The 25,942-nt window shown below is 69.8% G+C and carries 25 protein-coding genes; 9 read left to right on the top strand and 16 right to left on the bottom strand.

The window, feature by feature from the left end:
• The gene (locus tag IFT89_RS03270) at positions 1-1,401 is read right to left on the bottom strand and encodes a BNR-4 repeat-containing protein (RefSeq protein ID WP_244650562.1); all 1,401 of its coding nucleotides are present in this window, start codon (positions 1,399-1,401) and stop codon (positions 1-3) included.
• 658 nt (positions 1,402-2,059) lie between these two features.
• On the bottom strand, positions 2,060-3,331 hold the full coding sequence (locus IFT89_RS03265) for an HNH endonuclease signature motif containing protein (RefSeq protein ID WP_202938208.1): 1,272 nt from the start codon (positions 3,329-3,331) through the stop codon (positions 2,060-2,062).
• 486 nt (positions 3,332-3,817) lie between these two features.
• Between IFT89_RS03265 and IFT89_RS03260 the strand changes: the two genes are divergently transcribed.
• The gene (locus tag IFT89_RS03260) at positions 3,818-4,408 is read left to right on the top strand and encodes a DUF805 domain-containing protein (protein WP_202938207.1); all 591 of its coding nucleotides are present in this window, start codon (positions 3,818-3,820) and stop codon (positions 4,406-4,408) included.
• Positions 4,409-4,496: 88 nt separating this feature from the next.
• Here IFT89_RS03260 and IFT89_RS03255 read toward each other — a convergent pair whose 3' ends face one another.
• On the bottom strand, positions 4,497-4,955 hold the full coding sequence (locus tag IFT89_RS03255; RefSeq protein WP_202938206.1) for a VOC family protein: 459 nt from the start codon (positions 4,953-4,955) through the stop codon (positions 4,497-4,499).
• A gap of 98 nt (positions 4,956-5,053) precedes the next feature.
• On the opposite strand from IFT89_RS03255, the gene IFT89_RS03250 reads away from it, so the two are divergent.
• Positions 5,054-6,061, top strand: coding sequence for a helix-turn-helix transcriptional regulator (locus IFT89_RS03250; protein WP_202938205.1), 1,008 nt, complete (start codon positions 5,054-5,056; stop codon positions 6,059-6,061).
• On the opposite strand, the gene IFT89_RS03245 is transcribed toward IFT89_RS03250, so the two are convergent.
• The 8 genes from IFT89_RS03245 to IFT89_RS03210 all read right to left on the bottom strand — a co-directional run bounded on the left by IFT89_RS03245 (position 6,015) and on the right by IFT89_RS03210 (position 15,584).
• Positions 6,015-6,602 (bottom strand): DUF1349 domain-containing protein, encoded by a 588-nt coding sequence (locus IFT89_RS03245; RefSeq protein WP_202938204.1) that lies wholly within the window; start codon positions 6,600-6,602, stop codon positions 6,015-6,017. The two genes, IFT89_RS03250 and IFT89_RS03245, sit on opposite strands and share 47 nt — an antisense overlap.
• Before the next feature lie 35 nt (positions 6,603-6,637).
• Complete coding sequence (locus tag IFT89_RS03240) at positions 6,638-8,215, bottom strand: glycoside hydrolase family 32 protein (RefSeq protein ID WP_202938203.1); 1,578 nt, start codon at positions 8,213-8,215, stop codon at positions 6,638-6,640.
• Positions 8,216-8,297: 82 nt separating this feature from the next.
• Entirely contained in the window at positions 8,298-9,740 is a 1,443-nt protein-coding gene (locus IFT89_RS03235; protein ID WP_202938202.1) for a glycoside hydrolase family 32 protein, read from the bottom strand.
• A 10-nt stretch (positions 9,741-9,750) separates the two neighbouring features.
• On the bottom strand, positions 9,751-10,791 hold the full coding sequence (locus IFT89_RS03230; RefSeq protein ID WP_202938201.1) for a LacI family DNA-binding transcriptional regulator: 1,041 nt from the start codon (positions 10,789-10,791) through the stop codon (positions 9,751-9,753).
• Entirely contained in the window at positions 10,788-11,702 is a 915-nt protein-coding gene (locus IFT89_RS03225) for a carbohydrate ABC transporter permease (protein ID WP_124769781.1), read from the bottom strand. The genes IFT89_RS03230 and IFT89_RS03225 overlap by 4 nt, the downstream gene beginning before the upstream one ends.
• The gene (locus IFT89_RS03220) at positions 11,699-12,580 is read right to left on the bottom strand and encodes a carbohydrate ABC transporter permease (protein ID WP_056013507.1); all 882 of its coding nucleotides are present in this window, start codon (positions 12,578-12,580) and stop codon (positions 11,699-11,701) included. The genes IFT89_RS03225 and IFT89_RS03220 overlap by 4 nt, the downstream gene beginning before the upstream one ends.
• A 70-nt stretch (positions 12,581-12,650) precedes the next feature.
• On the bottom strand, positions 12,651-14,012 hold the full coding sequence (locus IFT89_RS03215) for an ABC transporter substrate-binding protein (protein ID WP_241160920.1): 1,362 nt from the start codon (positions 14,010-14,012) through the stop codon (positions 12,651-12,653).
• Positions 14,013-14,093: 81 nt separating this feature from the next.
• Positions 14,094-15,584 (bottom strand): glycoside hydrolase family 32 protein, encoded by a 1,491-nt coding sequence (locus tag IFT89_RS03210; RefSeq protein WP_124769780.1) that lies wholly within the window; start codon positions 15,582-15,584, stop codon positions 14,094-14,096.
• A 139-nt stretch (positions 15,585-15,723) separates the two neighbouring features.
• Between IFT89_RS03210 and IFT89_RS03205 the strand changes: the two genes are divergently transcribed.
• The 4 genes from IFT89_RS03205 to IFT89_RS03190 all read left to right on the top strand — a co-directional run bounded on the left by IFT89_RS03205 (position 15,724) and on the right by IFT89_RS03190 (position 17,876).
• Positions 15,724-15,999, top strand: coding sequence for a hypothetical protein (locus tag IFT89_RS03205; RefSeq protein ID WP_079706952.1), 276 nt, complete (start codon positions 15,724-15,726; stop codon positions 15,997-15,999).
• Positions 16,000-16,134: 135 nt separating this feature from the next.
• Positions 16,135-17,115, top strand: coding sequence for an intradiol ring-cleavage dioxygenase (locus IFT89_RS03200; RefSeq protein WP_202938200.1), 981 nt, complete (start codon positions 16,135-16,137; stop codon positions 17,113-17,115).
• A gap of 56 nt (positions 17,116-17,171) precedes the next feature.
• The gene (locus IFT89_RS03195) at positions 17,172-17,375 is read left to right on the top strand and encodes a twin-arginine translocase TatA/TatE family subunit (protein ID WP_202938199.1); all 204 of its coding nucleotides are present in this window, start codon (positions 17,172-17,174) and stop codon (positions 17,373-17,375) included.
• 15 nt (positions 17,376-17,390) lie between these two features.
• Positions 17,391-17,876, top strand: a complete 486-nt coding sequence (locus IFT89_RS03190) for a Sec-independent protein translocase TatB (RefSeq protein ID WP_202938198.1) — start codon at positions 17,391-17,393, stop codon at positions 17,874-17,876.
• Here IFT89_RS03190 and IFT89_RS03185 read toward each other — a convergent pair.
• Positions 17,857-19,443 carry an MFS transporter gene (locus IFT89_RS03185; protein ID WP_202938197.1) on the bottom strand — a complete coding sequence of 529 codons (1,587 nt, stop codon included), beginning with the start codon at positions 19,441-19,443 and terminating at the stop codon, positions 17,857-17,859. The genes IFT89_RS03190 and IFT89_RS03185 overlap by 20 nt on opposite strands.
• A 237-nt stretch (positions 19,444-19,680) precedes the next feature.
• On the opposite strand from IFT89_RS03185, the gene mmuM reads away from it, so the two are divergent.
• Positions 19,681-20,580 carry a homocysteine S-methyltransferase gene (mmuM, locus tag IFT89_RS03180; RefSeq protein ID WP_244650561.1) on the top strand — a complete coding sequence of 300 codons (900 nt, stop codon included), beginning with the start codon at positions 19,681-19,683 and terminating at the stop codon, positions 20,578-20,580.
• Here mmuM and IFT89_RS03175 read toward each other — a convergent pair.
• Together IFT89_RS03175 and IFT89_RS03170 are read right to left on the bottom strand one after the other, a co-directional pair.
• Complete coding sequence (locus IFT89_RS03175; RefSeq protein ID WP_202938196.1) at positions 20,577-21,368, bottom strand: SDR family oxidoreductase; 792 nt, start codon at positions 21,366-21,368, stop codon at positions 20,577-20,579. The genes mmuM and IFT89_RS03175 overlap by 4 nt on opposite strands.
• A 54-nt stretch (positions 21,369-21,422) precedes the next feature.
• The gene (locus tag IFT89_RS03170) at positions 21,423-22,010 is read right to left on the bottom strand and encodes a TetR/AcrR family transcriptional regulator (RefSeq protein ID WP_137243485.1); all 588 of its coding nucleotides are present in this window, start codon (positions 22,008-22,010) and stop codon (positions 21,423-21,425) included.
• 32 nt (positions 22,011-22,042) lie between these two features.
• Here IFT89_RS03170 and IFT89_RS03165 point away from each other — a divergent pair, with 32 nt between their 5' ends.
• Positions 22,043-23,068, top strand: coding sequence for a DMT family transporter (locus IFT89_RS03165; protein ID WP_244650560.1), 1,026 nt, complete (start codon positions 22,043-22,045; stop codon positions 23,066-23,068).
• Here IFT89_RS03165 and IFT89_RS03160 read toward each other — a convergent pair.
• Both IFT89_RS03160 and IFT89_RS03155 read right to left on the bottom strand, forming a co-directional pair.
• Entirely contained in the window at positions 22,986-23,603 is a 618-nt protein-coding gene (locus tag IFT89_RS03160) for an FMN-binding negative transcriptional regulator (protein ID WP_079706959.1), read from the bottom strand. The genes IFT89_RS03165 and IFT89_RS03160 overlap by 83 nt on opposite strands.
• Positions 23,604-23,610: 7 nt before the next feature.
• A complete protein-coding gene (locus IFT89_RS03155; RefSeq protein WP_202938195.1) occupies positions 23,611-24,525 on the bottom strand; it encodes a DMT family transporter in 915 nt (304 codons plus the stop codon).
• Between IFT89_RS03155 and IFT89_RS03150 the strand changes: the two genes are divergently transcribed.
• On the top strand, positions 24,524-25,936 hold the full coding sequence (locus IFT89_RS03150) for an aminotransferase-like domain-containing protein (RefSeq protein WP_202938194.1): 1,413 nt from the start codon (positions 24,524-24,526) through the stop codon (positions 25,934-25,936). The genes IFT89_RS03155 and IFT89_RS03150 overlap by 2 nt on opposite strands.
• Positions 25,937-25,942 lie beyond the last annotated feature (6 nt).

Genomic DNA, 25,942 nt, shown 5'->3' with positions numbered 1-25,942 from the left:
TCACCCGGTGCGTGGCAGCCGGAGCAGGACGGCCTCGCACCGGTAGCCCTGCGAGCTCGCCATGTCCCCGCGGAACCAGAGGAGCGAGACGGCCGAGGGGTCGCCGGGTGCGACGATCGGCCGCAGGTTGTCGACGTCGGAGTCCTCTGTGACGGGCGTCCAGGCCCAGGTCGCCCCGTCGTCGTCGGTGTGACCGTGGAAGATCTCGTGGTGGGCGAGCGGTTGGTCGTCTCGGGGATCGATCGGCGTCGAGACGTAGAGTGAGTCGAGGTCGTCCGGGTCGATCGCCACGAGTCCGGTGTAGTCCTGCTCGTGCGGGAGGAGGCCGGGGCCGGCGAGGGCGAGTGGGTGTACCTGCCAGGAGCCGCCGGGCGTGAGGCGGGCGAAGAGGAACCGGTGGTCCAGGACGGGCCGGAGTCGTTCGGTCGCCTCGTCCGGATGCGCTGGTCCGTCGTCGGCGCGGGCGGAGACGACGGCGGCCACGGTGCCGTCGGGGGCTCGTCGCACGTCGACGGTCCAGCAGTGGGAGAGTCGGTCGCCGGCCCAGCTGGCGCCGTCGGGCATTCGTGAGCCGGCGGCGACGAGGGTGGTGAGCTCGACCTGCGAGGGTGCGTCGCCACGCAACGGATGCGGGTCGACGACGGCGCCGTCGGTTCGGTGGAGCCCGTCGGCGTCGAGGAAGCCGTGGTAGACGCTGTTGTCGTAGTCGCGCGGGTGGTGGTCGGTGGTGATGAGGTCGATGCGCCCGGGGGAGGAGACGTAGCGCGTGTAGCCGTTGACGTAGCCGACCTTCGGCCGGGTGAACAGCTTGCCGGCGTAGTTCCAGGTGTCGCCGTCGTCGTCCGACACGAGCGCGCACTGGTCGTCGTTGACGGCGCGGGCGAAGCAGTACAGGCGGCCGTCGAGTTCGTGGACGTTCGAGTAGGTCACGCCGAGTCCGCCGGTGTGCGCGCTCCAGTCGAACGTGTGCTCGGGCCCCCAGCGGCGTGGGTCGTGTGGTTCGCTGATGCGCCAGCGGGTGAGGTCGTCGGTCTTGTGGCGGGTGTACATCGCGAGCCAGCGCCCGTCGCGCCGCCGCCACAGTGCCGGGACATCGTGGTCGTCGGACTCGTGGCGTTCGTGCAGGACGACGATGTCGGCGGTGCCGGTGCTGAGGTCGACGACGGTGACCTCGACGTTGCCGCCGCGCTGCTCGCCGTCGACGCCGCCCGTCGACGCGATCGAGCCGACGACGAGCAGGTTCGAGGTCGGATCGACGAGTGCGCGCTCGTCCTGGAACCAGCACCAGGCGGCGTTGTCGTTGACGACGATCGGCATGGTGGAGGTGTCGTTTCGGCGCAGCATCGCGACCTTCCGGGTGGGGTTCCGGACGAGGTTACCGGTGCGGGCGGCGCTCGGCAAGCGCTTTCCTAGACGTGGTGCGGCTCGGAGCGCGCTCTGGCCGGCAGAGGGGCCGGGCGCACCCCTGGTGGGCCTCCTCCGGTCACCGAGGTGTCACGACCCAGCTGCCCTTCGACAGGCTCAGGGACCGAATCGTTCCCGGTGAGTGTCTCCGGCTCACCGAGGTGTCACGACCCAGCTGCCCTTCGACAGGCTCAGGGACCCAGGCGTTCCCGGTGGACCTTCTCCGGTCACTGAGCCTGTCGAAGTGCCCACGAGGACGCCTCATCGTTCCGGGCGCACCTCTTCCGCTCACTGAGCTTGTCGAAGTGCCCACGAGGACGCCTCATCGTTCCGGGCACACCTCTTCCGCTCACTGAGCTTGTCGAAGTGCCCACGAGGACGCCTCATCGTTCCGGGCACACCTTCCCCGGTCACTGAGCTTGTCGAAGTGCGCACGAGGAACCCTTCGACAGGCTCAGGGACCGAAACGGTTCGGGCACACCTTTCCTGGTCACTGAGCTTGTCGAAGTGCGCACGAGGAACCCTTCGACAGGCTCAGGGACCGAAACGGTTCGGGCACACCTTTCCCGGTCACTGAGCTTGTCGAAGTGCCCACGAGGAACCCTTCGACACTTCGACAAGCTCAGTGCGGCGCAGCCCAGGGATGGGCGGGTGGTCAGAACGGTGCGGGATCCGGTTCCGTCCGATACTGCTTCCCATCGGGTGTTGTCCAGTCGAGGACCCCGCCGGGCCGATGGTCGAGGTTCCACCCGGGGAGGTGCTTCATCCGGTGGTGATGTCGGCAGAGACAGGCGAGGTTCCCGACATCCGTTGTCCCGCCGTCGTCCCACGCGACCGAATGGTCGAGGTCACACGCTCGGGCGCGCCTGCCGCAGCCTGGTGCACGACAGGTGCCGTCCCGAAGTCGCACCGCCCGTTGGAGGTCAGCGGGAACCCGGTACTGATTCCGCCCGACCGACAAGACCGCGCCGGTTTCCGGCTGGACGAGGATCCTGGTGAAGCTCGGTGCATTGACCGCGAGCCGGGCGGCGGTCTCGGGATCGATCGGACCGTAGCCGTCGAGCATGCCGGGTGCGTCGGAGACGCCGGCCATGCTGAGCGCCGGGACCGTGATCTGCACCGTGGACTTGATATGCTCCTGGACCTCGATCGGGTGTGGGAGCACCGGGCTCGACATCACATCTTCCGGAGTCACGCCAGTGAGTGCGAGCGCCGCCAGGGCATCTGCCTGCAGCTGGGCGCACGTGCGGGTGTCACCGGCGTTACGTGACTCCGCCGCGGCCGCCTCGATCCGCTCGGCGATGCCCTGCGCGATGGGCGCGGTGGTGAACAGGTGCACCCAGGCCATGCCATCGGCGGCCGGTTCGAACTCGACCCGGCGGTCGGCCTCGGAGCGGACCGCTCGGGCGGTGATCGATTCGGGGTGGAGGCGCTCGCGCAGGACACGGGCGCGTTGCCGGAGGTACGAGACGGTCGCACCTTCGGCGACCGGCAGCACCTGCTCGAGGAACACCGCCCGCCCAGCAGCAGGGACGTCGCAGAGCTGGTCGGTGATCACCTGCGCATGCCGCGCCGAGATGCGGCCGGCCTCCAGTGACGCGAGTACGGTTGGTGCGTCGTTCACGAGGCGCTCGGCGTCGTTGGTCGCCCGTTGGATCGTCCGCTCCGGTATTCGGGTCGCCATCGCGAGAGCCGCGCAGGTCGACCGGCGGGAGAGCGCCTGACGCTCGGCCGGCGGGAAGATCACGGGGACCGTGGCGTCCGCGAAGGCATCGGCGTAGGCGGCGGAGCGGGCGAGGAGGCGCGCTTTCCGTGCGTCGAGGACGGCCTGTTGCCGGTGGATCTCAGTCCACTCGTCCGAGAACTCCGCCAGCTGCGCGGCGTATTCTTCGCCGACGCGGGTCGCGGTGAGGGTGGTCTCGGTCATGGAACCAGTCCACCATGGACCACTGACATTCCAAATGGTGAGTCGGAGCGGCTGTGGGAGATTCTCGTGTGCCCTTCGACAGGCTTAGGGACCGGTGGAGGATCACCGGATTCGGGCGGTCGCTCGTGTGCCCTTCGACAGGCTCAGGGACCGGAGGAAGAGTGCCGTATTCGGGAGGTTCCTCGTGTGCCCTTCGACAGGCTCAGGGAGCGGAGGAAGAGTGCCGGATTCGGGAGGTTCCCGTGCGCCCTTCGACAGGCTCAGGGATCGGACGAGGTTACTCCCGGACGGGAGCGGTCCGGCATGCCGCTCCTGGTCACTGAGCTTGTCGAAGTGCAGAGGTTCCTCGTGTGCCCTTCGACAGGCTCAGGGACCGGGAACAATGCCGCGGAGCATGCCCGAAATCGGTCGGTCGCGCAAGTTGTTCTTGAGTGGTCATGTGTTATGCCAGGATCTCAGTACCGTGTACCTCGATCGAAAGACACCATGAGTTCCAACACCACCCCTGAATACCCCGCGACGCCGACGTACGGGCAGCCGTACGCGCCTGCTCCGATCCGCGGTGCCGCCTCCCCGGAGGACCTGACGCTCCCGCTCTACGGGGCGACCTTCCCGCAGGCCATCAAGCGCTACCTCCGCAAGTACGCGACCTTCACCGGCCGGGCCTCGCGGAGCGAGTACTGGTGGGCCACGCTGTTCGTCTTCCTCGTCGCGCTCATCCCGAACATCCTCTTCTTCACGGGTGTCGTGATCGGGTCCGTGTCGGCCGCCGCGCAGCGTGAGCCGGTCGTGTTCGACGGCATCACCAGTTCCAAGACGTACTACACCCAGCCCGGCATCCTCGAGATCCCCGGAGCCGCTCCCTTGATCCTGACCGGGCTGGTGCTCCTCGGCCTCATCTGGCTGGCGACCATCGTCCCGAACCTGGCCATCGCCTGGCGCCGCCTGCACGACGCCAACTTCCCCGGCCCGTTCTACTTCCTCTCGCTCATCCCGTCGGTCGGCGGCCTCATCCTGTTCGTCCTCTTCCTCCTGCCCTCGAAGCCTGAGGGCCAGCGGTTCGACACAGTGCGCTGAGCCGCGACCTGACGACCGGAACGGGCCGGTGTGGACACGATCGTCCGCACCGGCCCGTTCTCTGTCCCGCAGGACGTGCGTGGACGCCTCAGCCGGCCGCCGCGACGTCGAGCACCCAGGTGACGCCGAATCGGTCGGTCACCATGCCGAAGCCGGGGCTCCAGGCGGACGCGGCGAGCTCCTCGACGACCGAACCTCCGACGACGAGTCGGTTCCAGAACATCTCGACTTCCGGGAGCGTCTCGCCGCGCACCGCGACGAAGCAGGACTGCTCGGTGACCGTCGTCCCGTGCTCGCGGCGGGTCGTTCCGGTGCCGATCAGTGACGCCGCCGGAGCTCCGGGGCTGTCGTACGCCATCACCCGGAAGCCGTCCTCGGATTCGACCTGACCGAAGACGATCAGGTCGGCACCCGGGGCGTCCTTCGGCATCCCGAGGTCGCTGTAGCTCGCGATCGTCGTCCGCCCGCCGAAGACGGACTCGTAGAACTCCAGCGCAGCGCGGGCGTCGCCCTGGAAATTGAGGTGGGTCGTGGTCGTGATGCTCATGCGTGCTCCTCGAGTCGTGCCGGGCTCCTCCCGGTCGAGCACCACTGTCCCAGGCGTCTAGGACAGATAATGTCCTACACTCGGACTACGCTCGCACCATGGCCTCACCGACCTCCCGACTCCTGCAGTTGCTCTCGCTCCTGCAGGCGCGGCGCGACTGGCCGGGTGCCCTGCTCGCCGACCGGCTGGACGTCAGCCACCGCACGATCCGCCGCGACGTCGACCGGCTCCGGGAGATGGGGTATCGCATCGAGGCCACGATGGGGCCGGACGGCGGGTACCACCTCGACGCCGGGAGCGAGCTCCCGCCGCTGCTCTTCGATGACGAGCAGATCGTTGCGCTCGCCATCGCCCTCCAGACCGCCGCCGTCGCGGGATCCGGGTTCGAGGAGCCCGCGCTCCGAGCACTGGCGACCGTGAGCCAGGTCCTGCCGTCGCGGCTGCGGCATCGACTGGACGCCGTCGACGTCACCTCGGTGCCCCGAGCCGGCGACGGACCGACGCCCCAGGTGGCCGTCTCGGTCCTCCTCGCGCTGTCCGCGGCCATCCGCGCGCGGGAGGTGCTCCGGTTCGGGCGATCCGACGACGACCCGGAACCGCCCCGGCGCGTCGAGCCGCACCACCTGGTCACCTCCCAGGGACGCTGGTACCTCGTGGCCTGGGACCTCGATCGCGACGACTGGCGGATCTTCCGCGCCGACCGCATCGCGCCGAGGACGCCGACCGGACCGCGGTTCCGTCCGCGTGAGGTGCCGGGTGGAGACGTGCAGGCGTTCGTGGCGGCGAGGTTCAAGGGTTCAGAGCAGACCGACGCCTGGCCCTGTGTCGGCACCGTCGTGCTCCACCTGCCGTTCGAGGCGGTCCGACCGTTCGTCGGCGACGGCACCGCCGGGCCCCTCGGCCCGGACCGCACGCGCTACACCGCCGGCGCTTGGTCGTGGGTCGCGCTCGCCGCCTCCCTCAACCGCTTCGACACCGACATCGACGTCGTCGAGCCGCCCGAGCTCGCCGCCGCGTTCGCGCAGCTCGCGGAGCGCAACGCCGCGACCGCGCAGACGGTCAGCCGTGGAGCGCGTCGTCCGGCGGTCCGAGACGCACCGCGGTGAACCGGACTGTGAGGCCGGCGCGCGTGGGGGCCGCGCAGAAGAGTCCCGCCTCGACGTCGGCCTCCGGGTCGAGGTGGGCGACGCGGACCAGTCGCCAGTCCTCGTCGTCCACCCGGGCGCGCACGGTGACGGCGTCGCCGTCGCGGCTCGCGCGCACGGTGACCGTTCGTCCGAGCCAGTCGGGGACCGGCGCCACCGACCAGTCCGAGGTGCCGTGCGTGACGACCGCGCCGAGCTGGGCGACCCCGTCGGACACCTCGACCCCGGCCTTGATCCACGTCGACTCGGAGGCGCGGAGGAACACACCGGCCTGATCGAACTGCTCGGAGCCGTCGAGGACGAACGACACCTCGATCGCCGCCCGTCGCTGCATCGGCGCGATCAGCGCGTGCTCCGTGTCGTGGACGAAACCGTAGGAGGTGTGCCGCCAGGCGTCACTGCCCTCGACGGCGGTGACGAGCAGGGAACCGTCCGGCTCCGTCGTCACCGCCGCAGGGGCCGTCGTCCAACGTCCGTGCTCGGCAAGGCTCTGGAGATCCATCCGTCCATCCTGACGTATGGATGCGTGCGCTCGCCTCAGATCGCCGTGCCGAACTCGCGGATCGTGATCCCCGAGGCGGTCAGCGGCCCGCCATCGGAGTAGAGCGAGATCCCCGTGTCGCCCTCGGCGAAGTGCACCTGCTGCGAGACGACGGTGTGACCGGCGTCGACGAAGACCTCGACGCTCTGCGTGTCGACGAAGACCCGCAGGTGGACCGAGCGTGCAGCCGCGTCGATCGGTGCTGCGGCACGCGTGTACGGCAGCAGCGAGAAGCCGGCCAGGTCGGACGGTGCGCGGTCGACGTAGAGCTCGGCCCCGGCCTTCCCGATGTTGGTGTGTCGGGAGCCGTCCGCCGAGCGCCCGACGGAGAGACCGACGTTGGTCGCGGTGTCCCAGGTGAGGTCGAGCTCGATCTCGTACGCCCGGCCGCTCCAAGGCAGGACGGCGCTCCCGGTGACCGTCTGGTCCGGGAGGGAGACAGTCGAGGTCGCATACCCGGCCAGGGCGTCCACGGGTGAGCTGAGCAGGCTGTACCGACCACCGGACTGGGCCTCGAGTCGCAGCTCCCGGACGACGGAGTTCTGGCCGTTGTAGCCGTCCGAGGCGTCGGTGGGGACGTCGCGGGCCGCGTACTTCCAGTTGTTCATCCAGGCGATCGCCAGCCGGCGGTCGTCGGGCGACTCCGCCTTCGGCCAGGTGACGGCGGCGTACCAGTCCCAGCCCCAGTCCAGCCACTGCGGGGTGAGGTCGTCGGCCGTGAACCGCGTCCCGTCCCAGGTGCCCGTCCAGTAGGCGTAGGTCATCGGCAGGCCGATCGAGTAGGCGTCCATGCTGGCGCCCAGCACCCAGTGCCAGCTGCCGTCACCCGCTCGCATCTCGAACAGGTCCGGGCATTCGATGCCGCCGAGGTCATGGTTCGGGAAGTCGAAGTTGTGCTGCAACTGCCACGTCGTGAGGTCGGTCGAGGTGTAGAAGGCCGCGTAGCGCGCCCGGCCGATGACGCACACCCATTCGTTCCTGGCCGCGTCCCAGTGGACCTTCGGGTCCCGGAACCACTCGGCGTTCTCGATCTCCGCCGTGGTCTGGGCGGCACGTCCGTCGGTGTTCACGATCACGGGGTCGGGGAGCATCGTGAACGTGAAGCCCCCGTCCGTCGACCAGTAGAGGTACTGCTCCTGGTACTTCCGGACGCCGTCCGTGGGCTGCGTCGCGAGGGCGATGACCGCACCCGCCCCGAAACCGGCGGTGTTCGCCGTGTCGACGACGGCGGAACCCGACCACACCGGGAAGTCCGGCTGCAGCGGCATGACCGTCCCGTGGTGGGTGAAGGCGACGCCGTCGGTCGTCGTCGCATGATCCCAACCGCCCGGACCGTTGTTCTGGCCGGAGTGCAGGTAGTACAGCTGGTACGCGCCGTTCGTGAACACCGGTCGTTGCGGGTCGCAGAGCCACCCCGACGGCGGCGTCATGTGGAACACCGATCTGAGGGAGGCCTGCGCCTGTGCGGTGGTCTGCGCCTGTGCGGCGAGGGGTGTACCGGCACTCGCGAACAGGGCGAGCGCCCCGAGGCCGGCGCCCTGGAGGACGGTCCGGCGGGAGAGGTCGTGCGTCATTGCTGTTCCTTTCGTCGGTGCCGCGGGCGCGCCGAAGGCACCCGTGGCGGGGATGGTGCTGGATCGTGCGGTGGAGGAATGCTCAGGCGAGCGCGTGCACCTGGTCGGTGGCGGGCGCCCGGTCGAGGACGGCGACGGCGACCGAGACAGGACTGGCGCGTTCGCTCGCGAGGGTCAGCGTCGGTCGTCCGCTCCCGAGGAGGACGAGGTCGGAGACGGTGGCGAGACCGCCGTTGACGAACAGCTCGAGCAGCGGGCCGTCGAGGCTGAGGACGAGCCGCGCCGGACGGTCGCCGGCGAGCGGGACGATGCTCGTGGAGGCGAAGTCGGGGTGCACCGTCTCCATGGCACCGCCCGACCGGGCGACGGAGAGTGAGGCCGCCGCCGGGTCGTGGACGATGAGGACCGCTCCGTCGGTGTCGGCCGTCAGTCGGAGCCGCAGCTCACCGGTGATCGACGGATCCCAGCGCAACTCGACCACGCCGTCGCCGTCGAGCGCCAGGTCGACGGCGTCCGAGGACAGAGCGACGGTCGTCGGGTCGATCGCGGCCAGTCGTTCCCGGACGAAGGCCGGCGGCTCCTGCACGAGTCGCGGCTGGCCGTCGACCGTGGTGAGGGAGAGGCGTCTGGGGAGCGACATCGCGCCCCGCCACGGCGAGGCGGGGAGGTCGGCTGCGTAGCGCCAGTTGCCCATCCAGCCGAGGATCACCGCTTCACCGTCCGGAGCGCGGTCGAACCCGACCGCGGCGTAGAAGTCCCGACCGTGGTCGAGCCGCTGCAGCTCGGCCCGCTCAGGCGTGAACACCGAGCCGTCGAAGTCGCCGACGAGATAGCTCATCGACGACCCGTCCGGGTCCTGCGCGTCGCCGATCGGGTTGGTGCTGAGGAGCAGGACCCACCGGAGCTCGTCCGGGCGGCCGTCGACCGCGAGCTGGATGAGGTCGGGGCACTCCCACACGACGCCGGTGGGACCGAACGGACCGACGGTGCTGACGTGCTCCCAGGTTCGGAGGTCGGTGGAGGAGTACACGAGGACCTGACGCTCCACGGCTTCCACCGTCAGCATGATCCAACGGAAGCCCGCGGCGTCCTCGTACCGGATGATCTTCGGGTCGCGGAACGCGTGCGAGCCGCGGTCGAGGATCGGGTTCTCCGGGTCGCGCTGCCAGGTGAGCCCGTCGTCGTCACTGGTCGCCCGGGACTGCGCCTGCCGACCGTCGGTGGACACGCTCGTGTAGTACGCCGTGAGGCGTCCGCCGGGACCCGCGGCGACCACCGATCCCGAGTACACCTGCTCCTCGGTGGTGTACCGCAGGGCGACCGGATGCTCCTCCCAGTGCTGCAGGTCGACGCTCGAGGCGTGACCCCAGCTCATGTTGCCCCAGTCGCCACCCTCCGGGTTGTACTGGAAGAACGCGTGCCACCGCCCGCGGTGGAAGACCAAGCCGTTCGGGTCGTTCATCCAGTTCCGCTCGGGCGTCAGGTGGAAGCGGGGCCGTGGAAGGGCGTGCTGTTCGTCGTGCACGGTCGCGCCCTCAGACGGAGTGCCGCGGGACGGCCGGGCAGGCGATGAGCTGCGGCCCGGCGGGCAGCGCGGCGTCGAGACCGAGCAGCCGACGGACACCGGCAGCCCCGAGCTCGTAGTGGGGGAGGGCGACCGTCGACAGCGGTGGCCGGAGGTGGGCGGCGATGACGTCCTGGTTGTCGAACCCCATGACGGCCATGTCGTCGGGGATCCGCAGTCCGTGCTCCCGCAGTCCGTCGTAGAGTCCCATCGCGACACGGTCGTTGTGGCAGAACACCGCGGTGGCGCCCGAGTCGACGACCTCGGCGGTCGCCGCGTATCCGCCCTCCTGCTCCGGTGAGGCCGGGAACACGAGGGCGTCGTCGAAGGCCACCCCCGCCGCCTGCAACGCCGAGCGGTACCCGGCGAGCCGGTCGGTCTGTGCCGGTGAGGGGGTCGTCGTGTTGACGAAGGCGATCCGTCGGTGACCGGCCGCGAGCAGCGCCTCGGTCGCGGTCCGCCCGCCCTGCTCCTCATCGGGGACGACGGCCGGGAGCCCGCTGCCGGCGGCGTAGCAGTCGACGAGCACGGTGTCGGTCTGGAGGAGCGCATCCGGCACGGTGATCTCGTGGTGGAACCAGGTCGAGTAGAGGATCCCGCGGACCTGGTGCTCGAGCATCATCGCGATGGCCTCCACCTCGGCGGCCGTGTTGCCGTCGGTGTTGGCGACGAGCAGGACGTAGCCGTGACGCCACGCCTCGTCCTGGGCGCCGTGGATGATCTGGCCGGCGAACGGGGTCGTCGCGATCGCGTCGGCGACGAGGCCGATGAACCGTGAGTGCCCCTGGGACAGCGTCTTTGCGAGGGCGTTCGGCCGGTAGCCGAGCTCCGCCACCGCCTCGTGCACCCGACGTTTCGCGTCCTCGCCGATCCGCGACCCCGGCTTGTCGTTGACGACGTGCGAGACGGTCGCCACGGAGACGCCGGCGGCCTTCGCGACGTCGCGCATCGTGATGCCCGAGGTGTTCTTCGGGTGGTCCGCGCCGGGCTTCGGCTGGTCGGTGCTGCTCATCCCTTGGTCGCTCCGCTCTCGAGGCCGCTGATCATCGCTTTGTTCAACACGAGGAACACCAGCAGCAGCGGTGTGACCGTGACGCAGACGGCGGCGAACGTCGCCGTCCAATCAGTGTTCCCCATCGCCCCGATGTAGTTCTGCAGGCCGAGCGGGATGGTCTTCAATCCGTCCGAGAGCACGAAGGTGTTCGCGAAGATGAAGTCGTTCCAGATGAAGATGCTGTTGACGAGCACGACGGTGATGATCGTGTTGACCGAGAGCGGGAAGGTGATCTGGCCGAAGATCCGGTACGGACCCGCCCCGTCGAGCGACGCGGCCTCGTACATCTCCCTCGGGATGTACTCGTAGAACGAGGAGAACAGGTACACCGCCATCGGCAGGGCGAACGCCGCCAGCGGGATGATCATCGACAGGTGGGTGTCGAGCAAGCCGACCTGCGAGTAGTCGATGAACAGCGGGACGAGGGCGATCTGCACGGGCACGATGATGCCGAGGAGGAACAGGCCGCGGACGAGCCCGCTGAACCGGAACCCGAGGACCTGGAGCGCGTACGCCGCCATCATGCCGGCGATGACGATCAGGACACTCGACCCGAGGGTGACGATCAGGCTGTTGACGATGTTCAGCCCGAGGTTGCCGGTCGAGAACGCCCGCGCGTAGTTCTCGAGCGTCCACTCGGACGGTAACGCGAAGGGGTTGCCACCGGCGAAGTCCGCCGCCGTCCGGAAGCTCGTGAGCAGCAACCAGACGAGCGGGTAGACCTGGACGATCACGATCGCGACGACGGTCACGGTGAGGATCGTCCGCTGCACCCGCACGCGCGGGGTGTGCCGGGGTTTCCGCTTCGGTGTCGGCGCTACCGGGGGCGCGACGTGTTCGGTCGGCCGGGCGGGGAGGGTGGCGGTCATGACTTGTCCTTCCGTCGGAGCAGCAGGAAGATGAGGCCGACGGCGACGAGACACTCGACGACGATGAACATGGAGATCGCGCTGGCGTAGCCGTAGTCCGTGTGGACGAACGCCGTCTTGTACATGTACGTGGTCAGCAGCTCGGACGACTGACCGGGCCCGCCGTTCGTCAGCAGGTACGGGATGTCGAAGCCGCGGAGCGCAAAGGTCGTCGCCATGACCGTCGTCGTGATCCACACCGGCCGGATGTACGGGAAGCGGATCCGCCAGAAGATCTGCCACCAGGAGGCGCCGTCCAGCCTGGCGGCCTCCTCGAGGTCGCGGGGTACGGCCATGAGGGCGGCGTAGATGATGAGCATGTACAGGCCGGTGAACCGCCAGCCCTCCGGGATCGACACGGCCGCGAGGACGGTCTGCACGTTCGACAGCCAGGCCGTCTGGAGGTCGCCGAGGCCGACCCACGCGAGCAGCTGGTTGATCAGCCCGACCGGTTCGAGCGCGTACAGCCGCTGGAACAGGATGGCGATCGCGACCGTGGAGATGACGGCCGGCAGGAGGTAGAGCGTCTTGACGAGCTCGCGGGCCCGGGGGAGGGCCGTGAGCAGCCCGGCGACGAGGAGCGCGCCGCCGAGCTGGAGCACCAGACAGATCGCGAGGTAGCCGAGGGCGTTGCCGAAGGAGGTCCAGAACACGTCGTCCCGGGTGAGCATCTTCACGTAGTTGTCGAGTCCGACGAACGCCATGTCCGTGATGCCGTCCCACGAGAAGAGGCTGAGGAACAGCGACTGCACGATCGGCAGGAGCACCGCGACACCGTAGAGGACGAGCGGCGGCACGAGGAACACGAGCACCGACAGGGTCGACCGGCGGGGCAGCATCGAGGTGGACATCGGCTTCCGCCGCCGCGGTGGGCGGGCGGATGCCGCGCCCACCGCGCTCTGGGTGAGCTCAGTCATCGACGTTCTCCGTGAGGGCCGCATCCATCGTCGTGATGAACTCGTCCGGCGTGATGTCGCCCTGCACGAGCAGGGTCAGCTCCTGCTGGAGTCGGGTGTTCGTGGCCGGGTCGAGCTGGGTGTCCCAGGGCATCGCGATCGCCGGTCCGACGCCGTCGGCCTGCGCCACGGAGCTGGCGTACAGCTCGGTCGCGTTCGCGGGGACGGTGGTCTGCGCGGAGGTCGTCGGCGACAGCGCGCCAGTCGCCGCGTAGAGCTCCGGGTAGCGCTCGAGGGCGAATGCGAGGAAGTCGCGGACGAGCGGGTCGTACGTCTTCGCGTTCACGGCCATGCCGATGCCGGAGGGGGTGACGTACTCGTTGTCGGCGGTGACGGCACCGTCGATGGTCGGCAGCGTGAAGGTGCCGACCGCGTCACGGACGCCGGGGTCGAGCGCATCCGTCGCGAGGTTCGAGAGTTCCCAGGTGCCGATGTTGTAGACCGCGGCCTTCCCCGAGGTGAAGAGCGCCTGCGCGTCCGCGTAACCGGTCGAGGAGAAGCCCTCCTGGAAGCAGCCGGCCTGCCCGAGGTCGTACAGCCACTCGGCCGCGGCCTTCCCTGCCGGGTCTGAGAAGGAGGCCTTCCCGGCCTTCAGGTCCTGGATGTACTCGGGACCCGCCATCCGGAACGGGTAGTAGGCCATGTAGCGCTCGAGCGGCCACTGGTCCTGACCGTCGAGTGCGATCGGGGTGACGCCCTTGGCGCGGAGCGCCTTGCACATGGCGGGGAAGTCGTCGAGCGTGGCCGGGACGGTGACACCGGCGTCCTCGAGGAGCGAGCGGTTGTACCAGAAGAACTCCAGCTGGAACTCGAACGGCACCATGTACAGCGAACCGTCGTCGAACCGCTGGTAGTTGAGCGCCGCCTCGCGGTAGGAGTCGGCGAGACCGAGGTCCTCGAGGAGCAGGTCGACGTCGACCATCCGGCCCTGCTTCGCGAGCTTCTGCGCGAACGGGGTCGCGTCGGTGTCGAAGAGCTCGGGGAGCTTGTTCGCGGCCGCGAGGGTCTCGTACTTCTGGATGTAGGACGGGCGGTCGGGCGTCGTGATGAGGTTGAGCGAGAAGCCGGGGTGGTCCTTCGCGTACTCGTCGGCTATCTGCTCCATGGCGGTGATCACCCCGCCGTCGGCCGGGCGGGAGAGCAGCCACGAGATCTCGCGGGGGACGATGTCGCCCTTCGGGTCGACGTCGGTCGGGTCCGTGGCACTCGATCCGCCGGCGCAGCCGGAGAGGGCGAGCGCTGCAGCGGCGACGAGCGCCACGAAGGCGGTGCTGCGGGTGGGGCGCATGGTGCGGGGGCGTGCGGTGGTTGGCATGGTCGGAATCTCCGTTGATCGATCACAGGTGGGTGCGGGTGTGCGGGTGGTGGTGCAGCAGGGCGGAGCGTGGTGTCGGGATCAGGACGTGGTGCTGGTGAGGAGTCGGTGTGAGGTGGGGTCGTCGTCGGAGTCGCCGCCGTCGCGTTCCAGGAGCGTGCACGCCTCGACGGTGACGGTCCCTTCACCGACGAAGATGCCGACGCGACCGCTCGGTCGGTCGTAGAGGCGCGTGCTGAGGACGACCGCGTCGTCGACGGTCGCGACGCAGAGGTCGCCGTCGACGATCACCTCGAGCTCGTGCAAGCCGGGGGCGAGGTGGCAGGGGCGTTCGAGTTCGACGACGAACGGGACGTCGCCCGAGATCTGCCACTGCTCCGTGCCGGTGCTGGAGCGGGGCCAGCGGTCGAACACGAGGCGGTCGCGCTTCGGCTCCAGGCGCAGGACGTAGCCCTCGTCGCCGTCGTCGCTCGCCCGGAGGAGGACGCCGCACTCGGTCGTGCCGGGGGCGATGTCGAACCGGGCGACCAGTCGGAAGGAACTCGGTGCGTCCACGGCCGACAGGGCGTCGGCGTACCCGTCGGGGGCGCTCAGGACCGTGCCCGGGGCGACGACGGTGTCCGTCGGCTCGTCGGCGGGCGCGAAGGTGTCGCTGAGTTCGGTGGGCGGATGGAAGGCGAGGGTGCCGTCGGCACGCTGCTCCGCTTCGAGGACCGACATGGTGCCGGCCCACTGCCAGGCGCCGGCGTCGTGGGCTCCCTCACGCGAGGCGATCCAGCCGAAGAAGAACCGGCGTCCGTCGCGGGCGGCGGACTTCGCCGCGTAGTAGGCGCGTCCGTCGAGCGTGTCGTGCTCGGGGACGATCCAGGGTCCGTGCAGGGTGCGCGACATCCGGTAGCGCGTCGTGAACGACTCACTGAACTCGGAGTACACGAGGTACCACCAGTCGCCCCACTGGAAGACCTCGGGGCACTCGTGGGCGATGTAGCGGCGCGGGTCCCAGAACGGCTCGACGGGTTCCCAGGTCGAGAGATCCGTGGAGGTGCACTGGGCGATGACGCCGCGACGCCGTTCCGGGCCGTGTGCGTGCCGGGCGGTGATGAGCATCCGCCAGACGGCCGCGTCCTCGTCCCAGAAGACGAAGGGGTCCCGCCAGTCGGCGGTCTCATATCCTGCGGTGGCGCCGAAGGTGTCGGCCTCCCGGCGTTCCCAGGTGCGCATGCCGTCGGTGCTGACGGCGTGCATGACGAGTTGCAGCGCCAGACCGTCGGCACCGCGGCGCTCCGGGTGCTGTCCCGTGTAGAAGACGTGGTGGACCCGGTCGGGGCCCAGGACGACGCTGCCCGTGTAGACGTTGAAGTCCGGCGCGGACGGTCCGCCCGACGCCAGTGCCTCGCCGAGGTCGTCGAAGTCGACGAGGTTCCGGGTGGTCACGCGATGCCACGGCATGCCGATCTTGGGCACGCGACGCGACTCGTGCAGGTAGAGGAGGTGGAAGACACCGTCCTCCTGCCAGGGGATGACGTCTCCGACCCATGCGCCGTTCGGCTGGTGGAACCCTCGTTGGTTCATGACGTCCTCTGCAGTGAGTGGTTAATCGGTTACGCAGTTACCGTAGCGGGATGCCGAGAAGGTGGTCAAGCGGTTAAGCAAAGTTAAGCAGCTCGATCGTCGACTTGCCCCACGCGACATTCGAACGTATGTTCGACATATGACCCGCCCGCGTCCGATCCGCCTCGACCACGACACGTGGCTCGTGATGCGGAACGACCCGGTGATCCCGAAGGCGGTCATCGAACGGCGCCGGGATCGGGGCGGCGCCGACGCGTACTTCGTCATCGCCTGGGACATCGATCCGCTCAAGCGGGTGTTGATGAGCGTGCAGCCGAGCCTGGAACGCGCCGATGCGCTCGTCCGGTATGACGTGCCGCGCACCACCTCCGACCGCGACGGACCGCCCAACGGGCTCAAGGCCACCCCGCGCTGATCAGCGGACTCGGCAATCACCCAGCAGAACCATCGACGACGTATGGACGGCTCAGAGGAAGCCCATAGCCGGCACGCCGATGCTCGTCTCACGACCGATCGAGACCACCGATCGCAGACGAAGGCGAGGCGCACCATGAGCAGGATCCCGACACCCGAGACCACCCCGGACGGCCCGGCCTACGAGGGGCGCCTGCTCGACCGGGCAGACGAGGAGGTCGTCGACCAGGGCGTCGCGTTCGACCTCGGGACCCTCGTCAGCCGACGCACGGTGCTGAGCCTCGTGGGCGCCGGGGTCGGGGCCGTCGCGCTCGCCGCCTGCTCCACCGGGGCGTCCGGCAGCAGCAGCATGAGCACGGGCGCCGCGAGTTCCGGCACGAGCACCGCGACCGCGACCGGCGACCTCCCATCGGGCGAGATCCCCGACGAGACCGCGGGCCCCTACCCGGGCGATGGCTCGAACGGAGCCGACGTGCTCGAGGAGTCCGGCATCGTCCGCAGCGACATCCGGTCGAGCATCGGGTCCGGCACCACCGCGAGCGGGGTCCCCATGGCCCTCTCGCTCACCATCCTCGACATGGCGAACGGTGACACCCCGTTCGCCGACGTCGCCGTCTACGTCTGGCACTGCGACGCATCGGGCGGCTACTCGATGTACTCCGACGGGATCGAGGACGAGACCTACCTCCGCGGCGTCCAGGTCGCCGACAGCTCGGGGACCGTCTCGTACACCTCGATCTTCCCGGCCTGCTACTCGGGCCGGTGGCCGCACATCCACTTCGAGGTGTACCCCACGGTGAACGACATCTCCGACTCCGCGAACGCGATCGCGACCTCCCAGGTCGCCCTCCCGCAGGCGGCGTGCGACACCGTCTACGCGCTGTCGGGCTACGACGGTTCGAGCGCGAACCTCGCCCAGGTGAGTCTCGACGACGACAACGTCTTCGGCGACGACGGCGGTGCCCTGCAGCTCGCGACGGTGACGGGCGATGCGACCTCCGGGTACCAGGTGGCGCTCACCGTCCGGGTGGACACCACGACGACGCCGACCGCCGGCGTCGCTCCGTCCGGTGGTGGTGGGGCCGGCGGCGGTGGAACGCCGCCGAGCGGGCCCTGACCGCGCCACCTCCACGCACTCCTGTCCCGACCCGCATCGACCCGAAAGGACCCGTCATGGGATTCCTCCAGAACCTCACCGGCTGGCACGCCCTCATCGTCCTCGCCGTCATCCTGTTGTTCTTCGGCGCGGCGAAACTCCCCAGCCTCGCCCGCAGCGTCGGGCAGTCGGCGCGCATCCTGAAGGACGAGGTGTCGGCCGACGCAGACACGCGCGCAGACACCCGCGCCGACACCCGCGCCGACGCCCCTGCCACCTGATCATCGGAGCGCATCGTGTTCGGACTCACCATGGACAAGCTGATCGTCATCGGCATCCTCGCGGCCGTGCTCATCGGCCCGAAACAGTTGCCGGTGTACGCCGAGCGACTCGGGGTGCTCGTCCGCACCGTCCGCGACCTCGTCGCGACGACCAAGGCGCGAGCCGCCGAGGAACTGGGCCCCGAGTTCGACCCGACCGAGTGGAAACGCCTCGACCCTCGACAGTTCGATCCCCGACGGATCATCCAGGAGGCACTCGTCGAGGAGCGTGGGCCGGTCGCGCAGCTCGAGCAGTCGACGACGTCGGAGGTGCAGGTGGAGCCGACCGTGCCGTCTGTCCCGGCGAAGCCGGTCGCGAGCGGCGGCTGGCAGGCCGCGCTCCTCGAACGGGTCGGACGCGACGGGGCGGATGCGCACCGCGCACCCGCCCCGATCGTGATCACTGAACGCGTCGTCCTCGACGAACGCGTCGACGAGTCCGCTAGCCGGCGGGCGTCGTGACGCGTCCGTCCTGGCCGTCCGCCGCGGCACCGGTGGTCGACGCGGCCGGCAGGATGTCGAGCGGCATCGTGTGGGTGTCGATGAGCGGGTTGTCGTCCTGCCCCTTGACGAGTTCCACCGCCTCGGCCTTCGTCTCGACCGTCGGCACCGAGCCGATGAGCGGACGACGAGCCGTCTCCCGCATCGTGAGCACGCCGACGCCCGCCACCGCCGCGAAGAACATGATGTAGAACGCGGGCATGAAGGTGTTGCCGGTGAGCTGGATGAGGAACTCGCTGAACAGCGGCGTCGTGCCGCCGAAGAGCGAGACCGACAGGTTGTAGGCGATCGCCATCGCGCCGAAGCGGGACGCCGTCGGGAAGAACGCCGGCAGCGAGGCCGCGGACGGTCCCGCCCACAGCGCGACCGGGGCGGCCACCATGAAGAGGGCGATGAAGATGGCCCAGATCTCACCGATCTGCATGACCGCGAACGCCGGCACCATGAGGGCGAGGGTCGCACCGACGGCCATGAGGTAGACGGGCTTGCGGCCGAGCTTGTCGGACATCCGGCCGACGAGCGGCAGGCAGGCGGACATGATGAGCAGGACCGGGATGGTCGCGACCGCCGCCGTCAGGTTGGAGACGCCGACGTCCTTCTCGAGGTAGGTCGGCATGTAGCTCGTGAGCGCGTAGCCGGCGGTGTTCGTCGCGGCGACGATCGCCATCGCGATGAGGATCTGGCGCCAGAAGTGACGGAAGATCCCGAAGACACCCTGGCGGGCCATGGGGTCTTCGTGCTCGGACTCGATCCCGCCGGCGGTCTCGGCGACCTCATAGGCCGGGGTCTCCGGGATCTTGAGGCGGAACCACACCGCCACCGCACCGAGCGGCAGGGCGATGAGGAACGGGATGCGCCAACCGAACTCGGTCATCGCGTCGGGGCCCGCGAGGCCCTCCGCGATCAGCGTGGTGAGGGCGACGGTCCCGGCGCCGGCCGCGAAGCCGACGTAGGACCCGACGTCGAGCCAGGAGGCCCAGAACCCGCGGCGACGGTCGGGTGAGAACTCGGCGACGTAGGTGGACGCGCCGGCGTACTCACCGCCGGTCGAGAAGCCCTGGATCATCTTGAGGAGGTACAGCGGGGCGATGGCCCACAGCCCGATCTGGGCGGCGGTCGGCAGCACGCCGATGAGGGCCGTCGCCGCGGCCATCATCGACATCGTGAGGAAGAGGATCTTCTTTCGGCCGATCTTGTCGCCGAGCGGTCCGAGCACGAGCCCGCCGAGCGGACGCACGAGGAACGACACGGCGAAACCGAACAGGGTGACGAGGATGCCGGCCTCAGGAGGGAGTCCCTCGGTGAAGACGACGGTCATCGTGACCGCGAGGTAGCCGTAGATGCCGAAGTCGAACCACTCCATGAAGTTGCCGACGACGGTGCCTGAGATGGCGGTGCGGATGCGCGACCGCTTCACGACGAGGACGTCGTCGACGCGGAGACGCCTGGTCTTGCGGGCCGGCTTCCGGCCGGTTTTGGGGGAGGGGGATGCGGGGGACGATGATGCCGCGTTGTCGCTGGAGTTCACAAGCAGTACTCGTTTCCTGACAGTCGTGTTGAATCATTCGGCACTCGCGTAATCGCTCAGTGCCCGAGAAATGCCGGAGGATCGCCATGCTGCACTGGCACGGAGCTCGGGGGAGCTGCACGTCGGGTGGCGGGTCGTTCTCGGGGAGAACGCGTCCTCTCGGCTCTGGACGGGTATAGACAATACCAGGTGTCCAGCGGCGCCCCTCCCCGCGGTGGTGCGGGCACAATGGACGGCATGGATCTTCGGCGCGGTGTCTGGCCCCTCGACGGCGGACTCGGAACGCTGCTCGAGGCACGAGGGCACGACCTCTCCGACGCGCTGTGGAGCGCCGGGCTGCTCCTCGAGAATCCATCGGCAATTCTGGCCGCTCATCGGGAGTTCTTCGCCGCCGGTGCGCAGATCGCGATCACCTCGTCGTACCAGGTCGGCTTCGAGGCGTTCGAGCGGATCGGCATCACGCCCGCCGACACGGAACGGCTCCTGCGATCGAGCGTCGAACTGGCGCGGACGGCGCGCGACACGCGGTCGGAATCAGACCCCGACGGTCCGCTCCTCGTCGCCGCGTCGGTCGGTCCGTACGGCGCGACGCTCGGCGACGGCTCGGAGTACCGGGGCGCCTCTGGTCTCAGTCGGACCGAGCTGCGGCAGTGGCACGAGCGGCGTCTGGCAGTGCTGGTCGACGCGGCCCCCGACCTCCTCGCCCTCGAGACCATCCCGACGCTCGATGAGGCGACGGCGCTCGCCGATCTGGTGCGGGGTTCGGGCGTGCCGGCATGGTTGTCGTTCACGGTGGAGGGCGGTCGTCTCCGCTCGGGCGAGCCGATGGCGGAGGGCTTCCGTCTCGTCGAGCGGATCGACGAGTTCCAGGCCGTCGGTGTCAACTGCTCGCACCCGGACGAGGTCCTCCCGGCCATCGCCGCTGCGCGGTCCGTGACGGACAAGGCGGTGGTGGTCTACCCGAACTCGGGCGAGCGCTGGGACGCCGGCGCCCGCTGTTGGCGCGGAGCCGCCGGGGTCGGCGAGGTGGAGGCCTGGCTGGAGGCCGGGGCGACGATCATCGGCGGCTGCTGCCGGATCATGCCGACCGACATCGCCGACATCCGTGCCCTGGTGGGCCGGGACACACGTTCCTAACCGACGTTGAAGCCGCCGTTGCTCGAGAGCACCTGGCCGTTGATCCAGGAGCCCGGGGCTGAGAACAGGAAGCGGACGAGGTCGGCGGTGTCGGACGGCGTTCCGAGCCTGCCGGCGGGCGTCGCCTCGGTACCCCAGCGGAGGATGTCGTCGGTCATCCAGCCCGTGTCGATCGGGCCCGGGTTGATGACGTTCGCCCGCACCCCGCGGTCGCCCAGCTCCACCGCCGCAGCGGTCACGATGCGGTCGAGCGCACCCTTGCTCGCCCCGTAGGGGAGGTTGTTCACGGTGTGATCGCTCGTGAGGGCGATGATGCGACCGGCCACCCGGGGCGGTGCCTCCTGCACGGGGAGCTGTTCGGCGAAGGCCTTGATGAGGAGCCACGTCGCCCGCGCGTTCACGGCGAAGTGGCGGTCCCAGCTGTCGAGGTCGGTCGTGAGGATCGAGCTGTCGACCGACTCGCAGTGCGACATGACGAGCCCCGACACGGGACCCAGCTGCGCCGCGCGCTCGACGAGCTCGGCCGGGAACGCCGGGTCGGCGAGGTCGCCGAGCACGAGCTCGACGGTGACGCCGAGCGCGCGGCACTCGTCGGCGATCGCCTCGGGGTCGTCGGGGGTCCGCTCGTAGCCGACGCGGTCGTCGTAAGGTCGCCAGGCGTTGAGGACGAGGTTCCAGCCGTCCGCGGCGAGACCGGTGGCGAGCCCTGCACCGATCGAGCGGCGGCGCCCGACCCCGGTGATGATGGCGATGCGGTCGGCGGCGGTGGCGTCGTCGGTGAAGTCCATCCCGAGACCCTACGCGATGTCGGACGGTCGGCGACAGGCCGGCGCCTCCTCTGGTCAGGCGGACAGGAGTCGACGGGCGATCGCGCGGGCGGTCTCGAACGGTTCGCGGAAGGTGCGCATCCCGACCGTCACGATGGCGCCCTCGTAGAGCAGCATGAGTTCGCGGGCGCGCGCTCCGGGGTCCGACAGGCCGGCTTCGGTGATGAGCTCGGCGAAGCGGTCGAGCAGCCACTGCTTCTGTCGGGTGACCTCGGGGAGGACGAGGCCGCTCGTCGCGTGGTCGGGGATCTCCGCGCGTGCGTTGACGGCGCTGCAGCCCTTGGGGCTGTTGTCGTCCGACCAGCCGATCGCCGCGTCGAAGATCGCGAGGACCCGGTCGATCCCGGGCTCCGGGTGCCGGGCGAGGAACTCGTCGACCCAGACGCGCCAGCGGGCGTCGCGATGCTGCAGGTAGGAGAGCACGAGGGCCTCCTTGCTGCCGAAGCGGTCGTAGAGCGTCTTCTTCGTGACCCCGGCCGCCTCCGCGATGGTGTCGACGCCGACCGCGTGGATGCCGTTCTCGTAGAAGAGCACGGAGGCGGCGTCGAGCACGCGTCGGGCGCCCGGCGTGAGGGGTGCGAGCTCTGGAGTGTCGACCGTCATGCGAAAACTATACCAGTCTGTATACTGCGGGGATGAGTAAACAGATCGGTATACCTGTGGCCCGGATGATCCGTGCCGTCATCGTCCCCCTCGCAGCGATCGGGTTCGTCCTCGCGTGGAGCTCCGGGTTCATCGTCGCGAAGATCGGGACCGAGACCGTGCCGGTGCTCACCGTGCTCCTCTGGCGGTTCGTTCCGCTCGCCGTGGGGCTCGCGATCGTGCTACTGCTCAGCGGGCAATGGCGGAACGCCACCCGGGCACAGGTGCGGTCGCAGCTCGTCATCGGCCTCTTCGCGCAGTTCGGCTACGTCGTGTTCGTCTACGCCTCGGTCGCGGTGGGCATCTCGACCGGGACGACCGCGCTCATCGACGCCGTCCAGCCGCTCGTCATCGCGGCGCTCGCCGGACCGCTGCTGCACGTGCGGGTTCCGGGTGCCCAGTGGCTGGGACTCGGGATCGGCGCGGTCGGGGTGTTCCTCATCGTGCAGTCCCAGTTCGGCGCCTCGGACGCACCGCCGATCGCCTACGCCCTGCCTGTACTGGCCATGGTCAGCCTCATCACCGCGACGATCCTGGAACGGCGCTCGCCGCACCGATCCCCGGTCCTCCTCACGCTGACCGTCCACGCGACGGCGACCATGGTGCTCCTCGCCGTGCTCGCTCTCGCGACCGGTGAGGCGGTGCCGCCGGGCGACGCGACCTTCTGGCTCACGACGCTCTTCCTTGCGCTCGTCCCGACGCTGTCGGCCTACGGGCTCTACTGGTGGCTGCTGCGTCGCATCGGGGTCACGGTCCTCAACGCGCTCCTGTTCCTCGTCGCGCCGACGACCGCCGTCGCGGGTGCGCTCCTGTTCCGGGAGCCGTTCACGCTCCTGACCGCCGGCGGGTTCCTGCTCAGCGCGGCGGGCGTCGCCCTCGTGCTCGTGAGCGACGCCCGCGGTCGCGTCGGTGCCCGTCGGGTCGGGGCCCGTCGGGTCAGTGCCCCGCCGGCCGCCGATCCTGCTGACGGCGCATCTCCTCGGCCAGTGCCGGATTCCGCTCCGCAAGGTGCGCGGTGATGTCGTCGACCACCTCGGGCGTCTTGTTCTGACTGAGCTTCGCGCGGGCGTCGAAGCGGGTCACGCGCATCCGGAGGCCGACCGTCCCCTTCGCTGCGCGCCGGGTGCCGGCCTCGTCCTGGGACAGGTGGCGGCCGTCCGGTCGGTGATCCTCGAAGTGGTCGGTGAGTCGCGAGAGCATCTCGTAGTTCTCGTCCTCGCTGAGGACCTCCGGCGTGCCGTACAGGTGCGCGGTGACGTGGTTCCACGTCGGGATCAGCTGGCCCTCCGGGTACCAGCTCGGCGAGACGTAGTCGTGCGGTCCCTGGATGATGACGAGGATCTCGTGCTCGCCGAGCTCGTGCGAGTGCTCGTCCGGTCGGCCGAAGTGGCTGACGATCGACAGCTCGTCCCGGTCCTCCTCGAGGATCGCCGGGTAGTGGGAGGCGACGAGACCGGTGCTCGCGGGCGAGACGAACGTCGCCCACGGGTGGTTGCGGATGAGGCGCTTGACCTCGTCGACGTCGGTCATCAGGTACGTGGGGGTGTGGCGCATGGTGGGGTCACTTCCGGTCGAGACGGGTGCGGACGGCGAGGCCGGCGCACAGGATGACCGCGAGCCCGCCGAGCACGGTGGCCCAGTCGAGTCGCTCGCGGAGGATGAGGGCCGCCCAGACGATGCTCAGCACCGGCTGGACGAGTTGGATCTGGCTGACCCGGGCGATCGGGCCGATCGCGAGTCCGCGATACCAGGCGAAGAAGCCGAGGAACATGCTCACGACGCCGAGGTAGCCGAACGCCAGCCAGCTGCCGATGGCTGCGGTCGGCGGCTGCTGGACGACCGACAGCGCTGTGAGGGCGACCATGAGCGGTGCTGCCACGACGAGCGCCCAGGAGATCGTCTGCCAGGAGCCCAGCTCCCGGGCGAGCACTCCGCCCTCCGCGTAGCCGACGGCGGCCGCGACGACGGCGCCGAGGAGGAGGAGGTCCGACCAGGCCAGCGGCGCGAGGCCGCCGTGCTGCACCGAGGCGAACAGCATCGCCGCGACCGCGCCAGACCCCGCGAAGATCCAGAAGCGACGCGTCGGGCGCTCGCCGCCCCGGAGGACGGCGGCGACCGCCGTCGCCGCCGGGAGGAGGCCGATCACCACGGCGCTGTGACCGGCGGGAGCGGTGGTCAGCGCGAAGGAGGTCAGGAGCGGGAATCCGACGACGACACCGCCGGCGACGATCGCGACGCGAGCCCACTGCACGCCCGTCGGTCGTCGGGCTCGCAGAGTGGCGAGGGTGATCGCGGCGAGCAGGGCTGCGATGACCGCGCGCCCGGAACCGATGAAGAGTGGCGAGAGTCCGACGAGTGCGACCTTCGTGACGGGGACCGTGAAGGAGAACGCCAGGACGCCGAGGAAGCCCCAGCCGAGCCCGCTGCGGGATAACACTCGCGCCGGCGTCACGATAACGCTACTCTGTGAACTCATGGACAACGATAGCACCGGGCGGATCGTCGCCGCCATGACCGCTTGGATCGCAGCGGCACCTCCGGGTGCACGCGTGCCCTCCAATCGGGCGTTGACCGCCGAGTTCGCAGCGAGCCCCGTCACCGTCCAGAACGCGATGCGCCAGCTCGCCGGCCGAGGGCTCATCGAGAGTCGGCCGGGCGTCGGCACCTTCGTGCGTGCGGCTCGTCCGGCGCGGTCGGCGGACTACGGCTGGCAGACCGCTGCGCTCGGCGCGCTGCCGTGGCGCTCTGGCGCGCTCTCCTCGGCGCAACGGTCGGTCGCACCCGCCGCGATCGCGATGCACTCCGGATACCCCGCCCGAGAACTGTTGCCTGAACGGCTGGTCCGCGCCGCGCTCGCGCGTGCCGCCCGCACCGACGTGGCGATGACCCGATCACCGGCGGCCGGCTCGCCGGAACTCCAGGCGTGGTTCGCAGCCGACCTCGCGGAAGCCGCACCGCCCGGGGTCACGCCGCCGACCGCGCGGGACGTCATCGTGATCTCCGGCAGCCAGAGCGGACTCAGCTCGATCTTCCGGGCACTCGTCGGCCCGGGGCAGCCGATGCTCATCGAGTCGCCGAGCTACTGGGGTGCGATCCTCGCGGCCGAGCAGGCGGGTGTGACGCTGGTCCCCGTGCCGACCGGCCCGGACGGACCGGACCCGGACGTCGTGGAGCGCGCGTTCCAGGACACCGGTGCGCGGGCGTTCTACGCACAGCCGACCTTCGCGAATCCGACCGGCGGCCGCTGGTCGCCGGAGACGGGGGTCGCGATCCTCGAGACCGTCCGGCGGCACGGCGCGTTCCTCATCGAGGACGACTGGGCGCACGACCTCGCGATCGACGTCGATGCCCGGCCGCTCGCCGCGCTCGACGACGACGGACACGTCATCTACCTGCGGTCGCTGACCAAGAGCGTCTCGCCGGCGCTGCGGATCGCCGCCGTCATCGCGCGGGGGCCCGCCCACGACCGGATCCTGGCCGACCTGGCCGCCGAGTCGATGTACATCAGCGGGGTCCTGCAGGCCGCAGCCCTCGACGTGGTCACCCAGCCCGGGTGGCGGTCGCACCTCCGTGGTCTGCGACCGCTCCTCCGGGCCCGGCGGGACCTGCTCGTCGCGAGCCTGCGCGATCACGCCCCGACGGCGCACCTCGAGCGGCTGCCGCTCGGTGGACTGAACCTGTGGCTGCGGCTCCCGGAAGGCACCGATGTGCCGCGCGTGGTCCGCACCTGCGAGAGCCGTGGGCTCATCGTCTCCGACGGCACCGAGTGGTTCCCGGCGGAGCCCGCGGGGTCCTACCTCCGGGTCAACTACTCCGGCGAGGACGCGGGTCGCTTCGATGAGGCGGCCCGCATCCTCGGCGGTGTCCTGGCGGACGAACGCGCCTGAAGGTGT

Origin of the sequence: Plantibacter sp. CFBP 13570 (assembly GCF_014841395.1) — a bacterium.
GTDB lineage: Bacteria > Actinomycetota > Actinomycetes > Actinomycetales > Microbacteriaceae > Plantibacter > Plantibacter auratus.
Note: the sequence above shows the minus strand (reverse complement) of the source record. Positions and strands in the feature narration are given on the sequence as shown.

Coding starts and splice junctions, on each gene's coding strand:
- IFT89_RS03265 (WP_202938208.1), bottom strand. CDS start 3,331: ATGACCGAGACCACCCTCACCGCGACCCGCGTCGGCGAAGAATACGCC.
- IFT89_RS03260 (WP_202938207.1), top strand. CDS start 3,818: ATGAGTTCCAACACCACCCCTGAATACCCCGCGACGCCGACGTACGGG.
- IFT89_RS03255 (WP_202938206.1), bottom strand. CDS start 4,955: ATGAGCATCACGACCACGACCCACCTCAATTTCCAGGGCGACGCCCGC.
- IFT89_RS03250 (WP_202938205.1), top strand. CDS start 5,054: ATGGCCTCACCGACCTCCCGACTCCTGCAGTTGCTCTCGCTCCTGCAG.
- IFT89_RS03245 (WP_202938204.1), bottom strand. CDS start 6,602: ATGGATCTCCAGAGCCTTGCCGAGCACGGACGTTGGACGACGGCCCCT.
- IFT89_RS03240 (WP_202938203.1), bottom strand. CDS start 8,215: ATGACGCACGACCTCTCCCGCCGGACCGTCCTCCAGGGCGCCGGCCTC.
- IFT89_RS03230 (WP_202938201.1), bottom strand. CDS start 10,791: ATGAGCAGCACCGACCAGCCGAAGCCCGGCGCGGACCACCCGAAGAAC.
- IFT89_RS03225 (WP_124769781.1), bottom strand. CDS start 11,702: ATGACCGCCACCCTCCCCGCCCGGCCGACCGAACACGTCGCGCCCCCG.
- IFT89_RS03220 (WP_056013507.1), bottom strand. CDS start 12,580: ATGCTGCCCCGCCGGTCGACCCTGTCGGTGCTCGTGTTCCTCGTGCCG.
- IFT89_RS03215 (WP_241160920.1), bottom strand. CDS start 14,012: ATGCCAACCACCGCACGCCCCCGCACCATGCGCCCCACCCGCAGCACC.
- IFT89_RS03210 (WP_124769780.1), bottom strand. CDS start 15,584: ATGAACCAACGAGGGTTCCACCAGCCGAACGGCGCATGGGTCGGAGAC.
- IFT89_RS03205 (WP_079706952.1), top strand. CDS start 15,724: ATGACCCGCCCGCGTCCGATCCGCCTCGACCACGACACGTGGCTCGTG.
- IFT89_RS03200 (WP_202938200.1), top strand. CDS start 16,135: ATGAGCAGGATCCCGACACCCGAGACCACCCCGGACGGCCCGGCCTAC.
- IFT89_RS03195 (WP_202938199.1), top strand. CDS start 17,172: ATGGGATTCCTCCAGAACCTCACCGGCTGGCACGCCCTCATCGTCCTC.
- mmuM (WP_244650561.1), top strand. CDS start 19,681: ATGGATCTTCGGCGCGGTGTCTGGCCCCTCGACGGCGGACTCGGAACG.
- IFT89_RS03175 (WP_202938196.1), bottom strand. CDS start 21,368: ATGGACTTCACCGACGACGCCACCGCCGCCGACCGCATCGCCATCATC.
- IFT89_RS03170 (WP_137243485.1), bottom strand. CDS start 22,010: ATGACGGTCGACACTCCAGAGCTCGCACCCCTCACGCCGGGCGCCCGA.
- IFT89_RS03165 (WP_244650560.1), top strand. CDS start 22,043: ATGAGTAAACAGATCGGTATACCTGTGGCCCGGATGATCCGTGCCGTC.
- IFT89_RS03160 (WP_079706959.1), bottom strand. CDS start 23,603: ATGCGCCACACCCCCACGTACCTGATGACCGACGTCGACGAGGTCAAG.
- IFT89_RS03150 (WP_202938194.1), top strand. CDS start 24,524: ATGGACAACGATAGCACCGGGCGGATCGTCGCCGCCATGACCGCTTGG.
- IFT89_RS03155 (WP_202938195.1), bottom strand. CDS start 24,525: ATGAGTTCACAGAGTAGCGTTATCGTGACGCCGGCGCGAGTGTTATCC.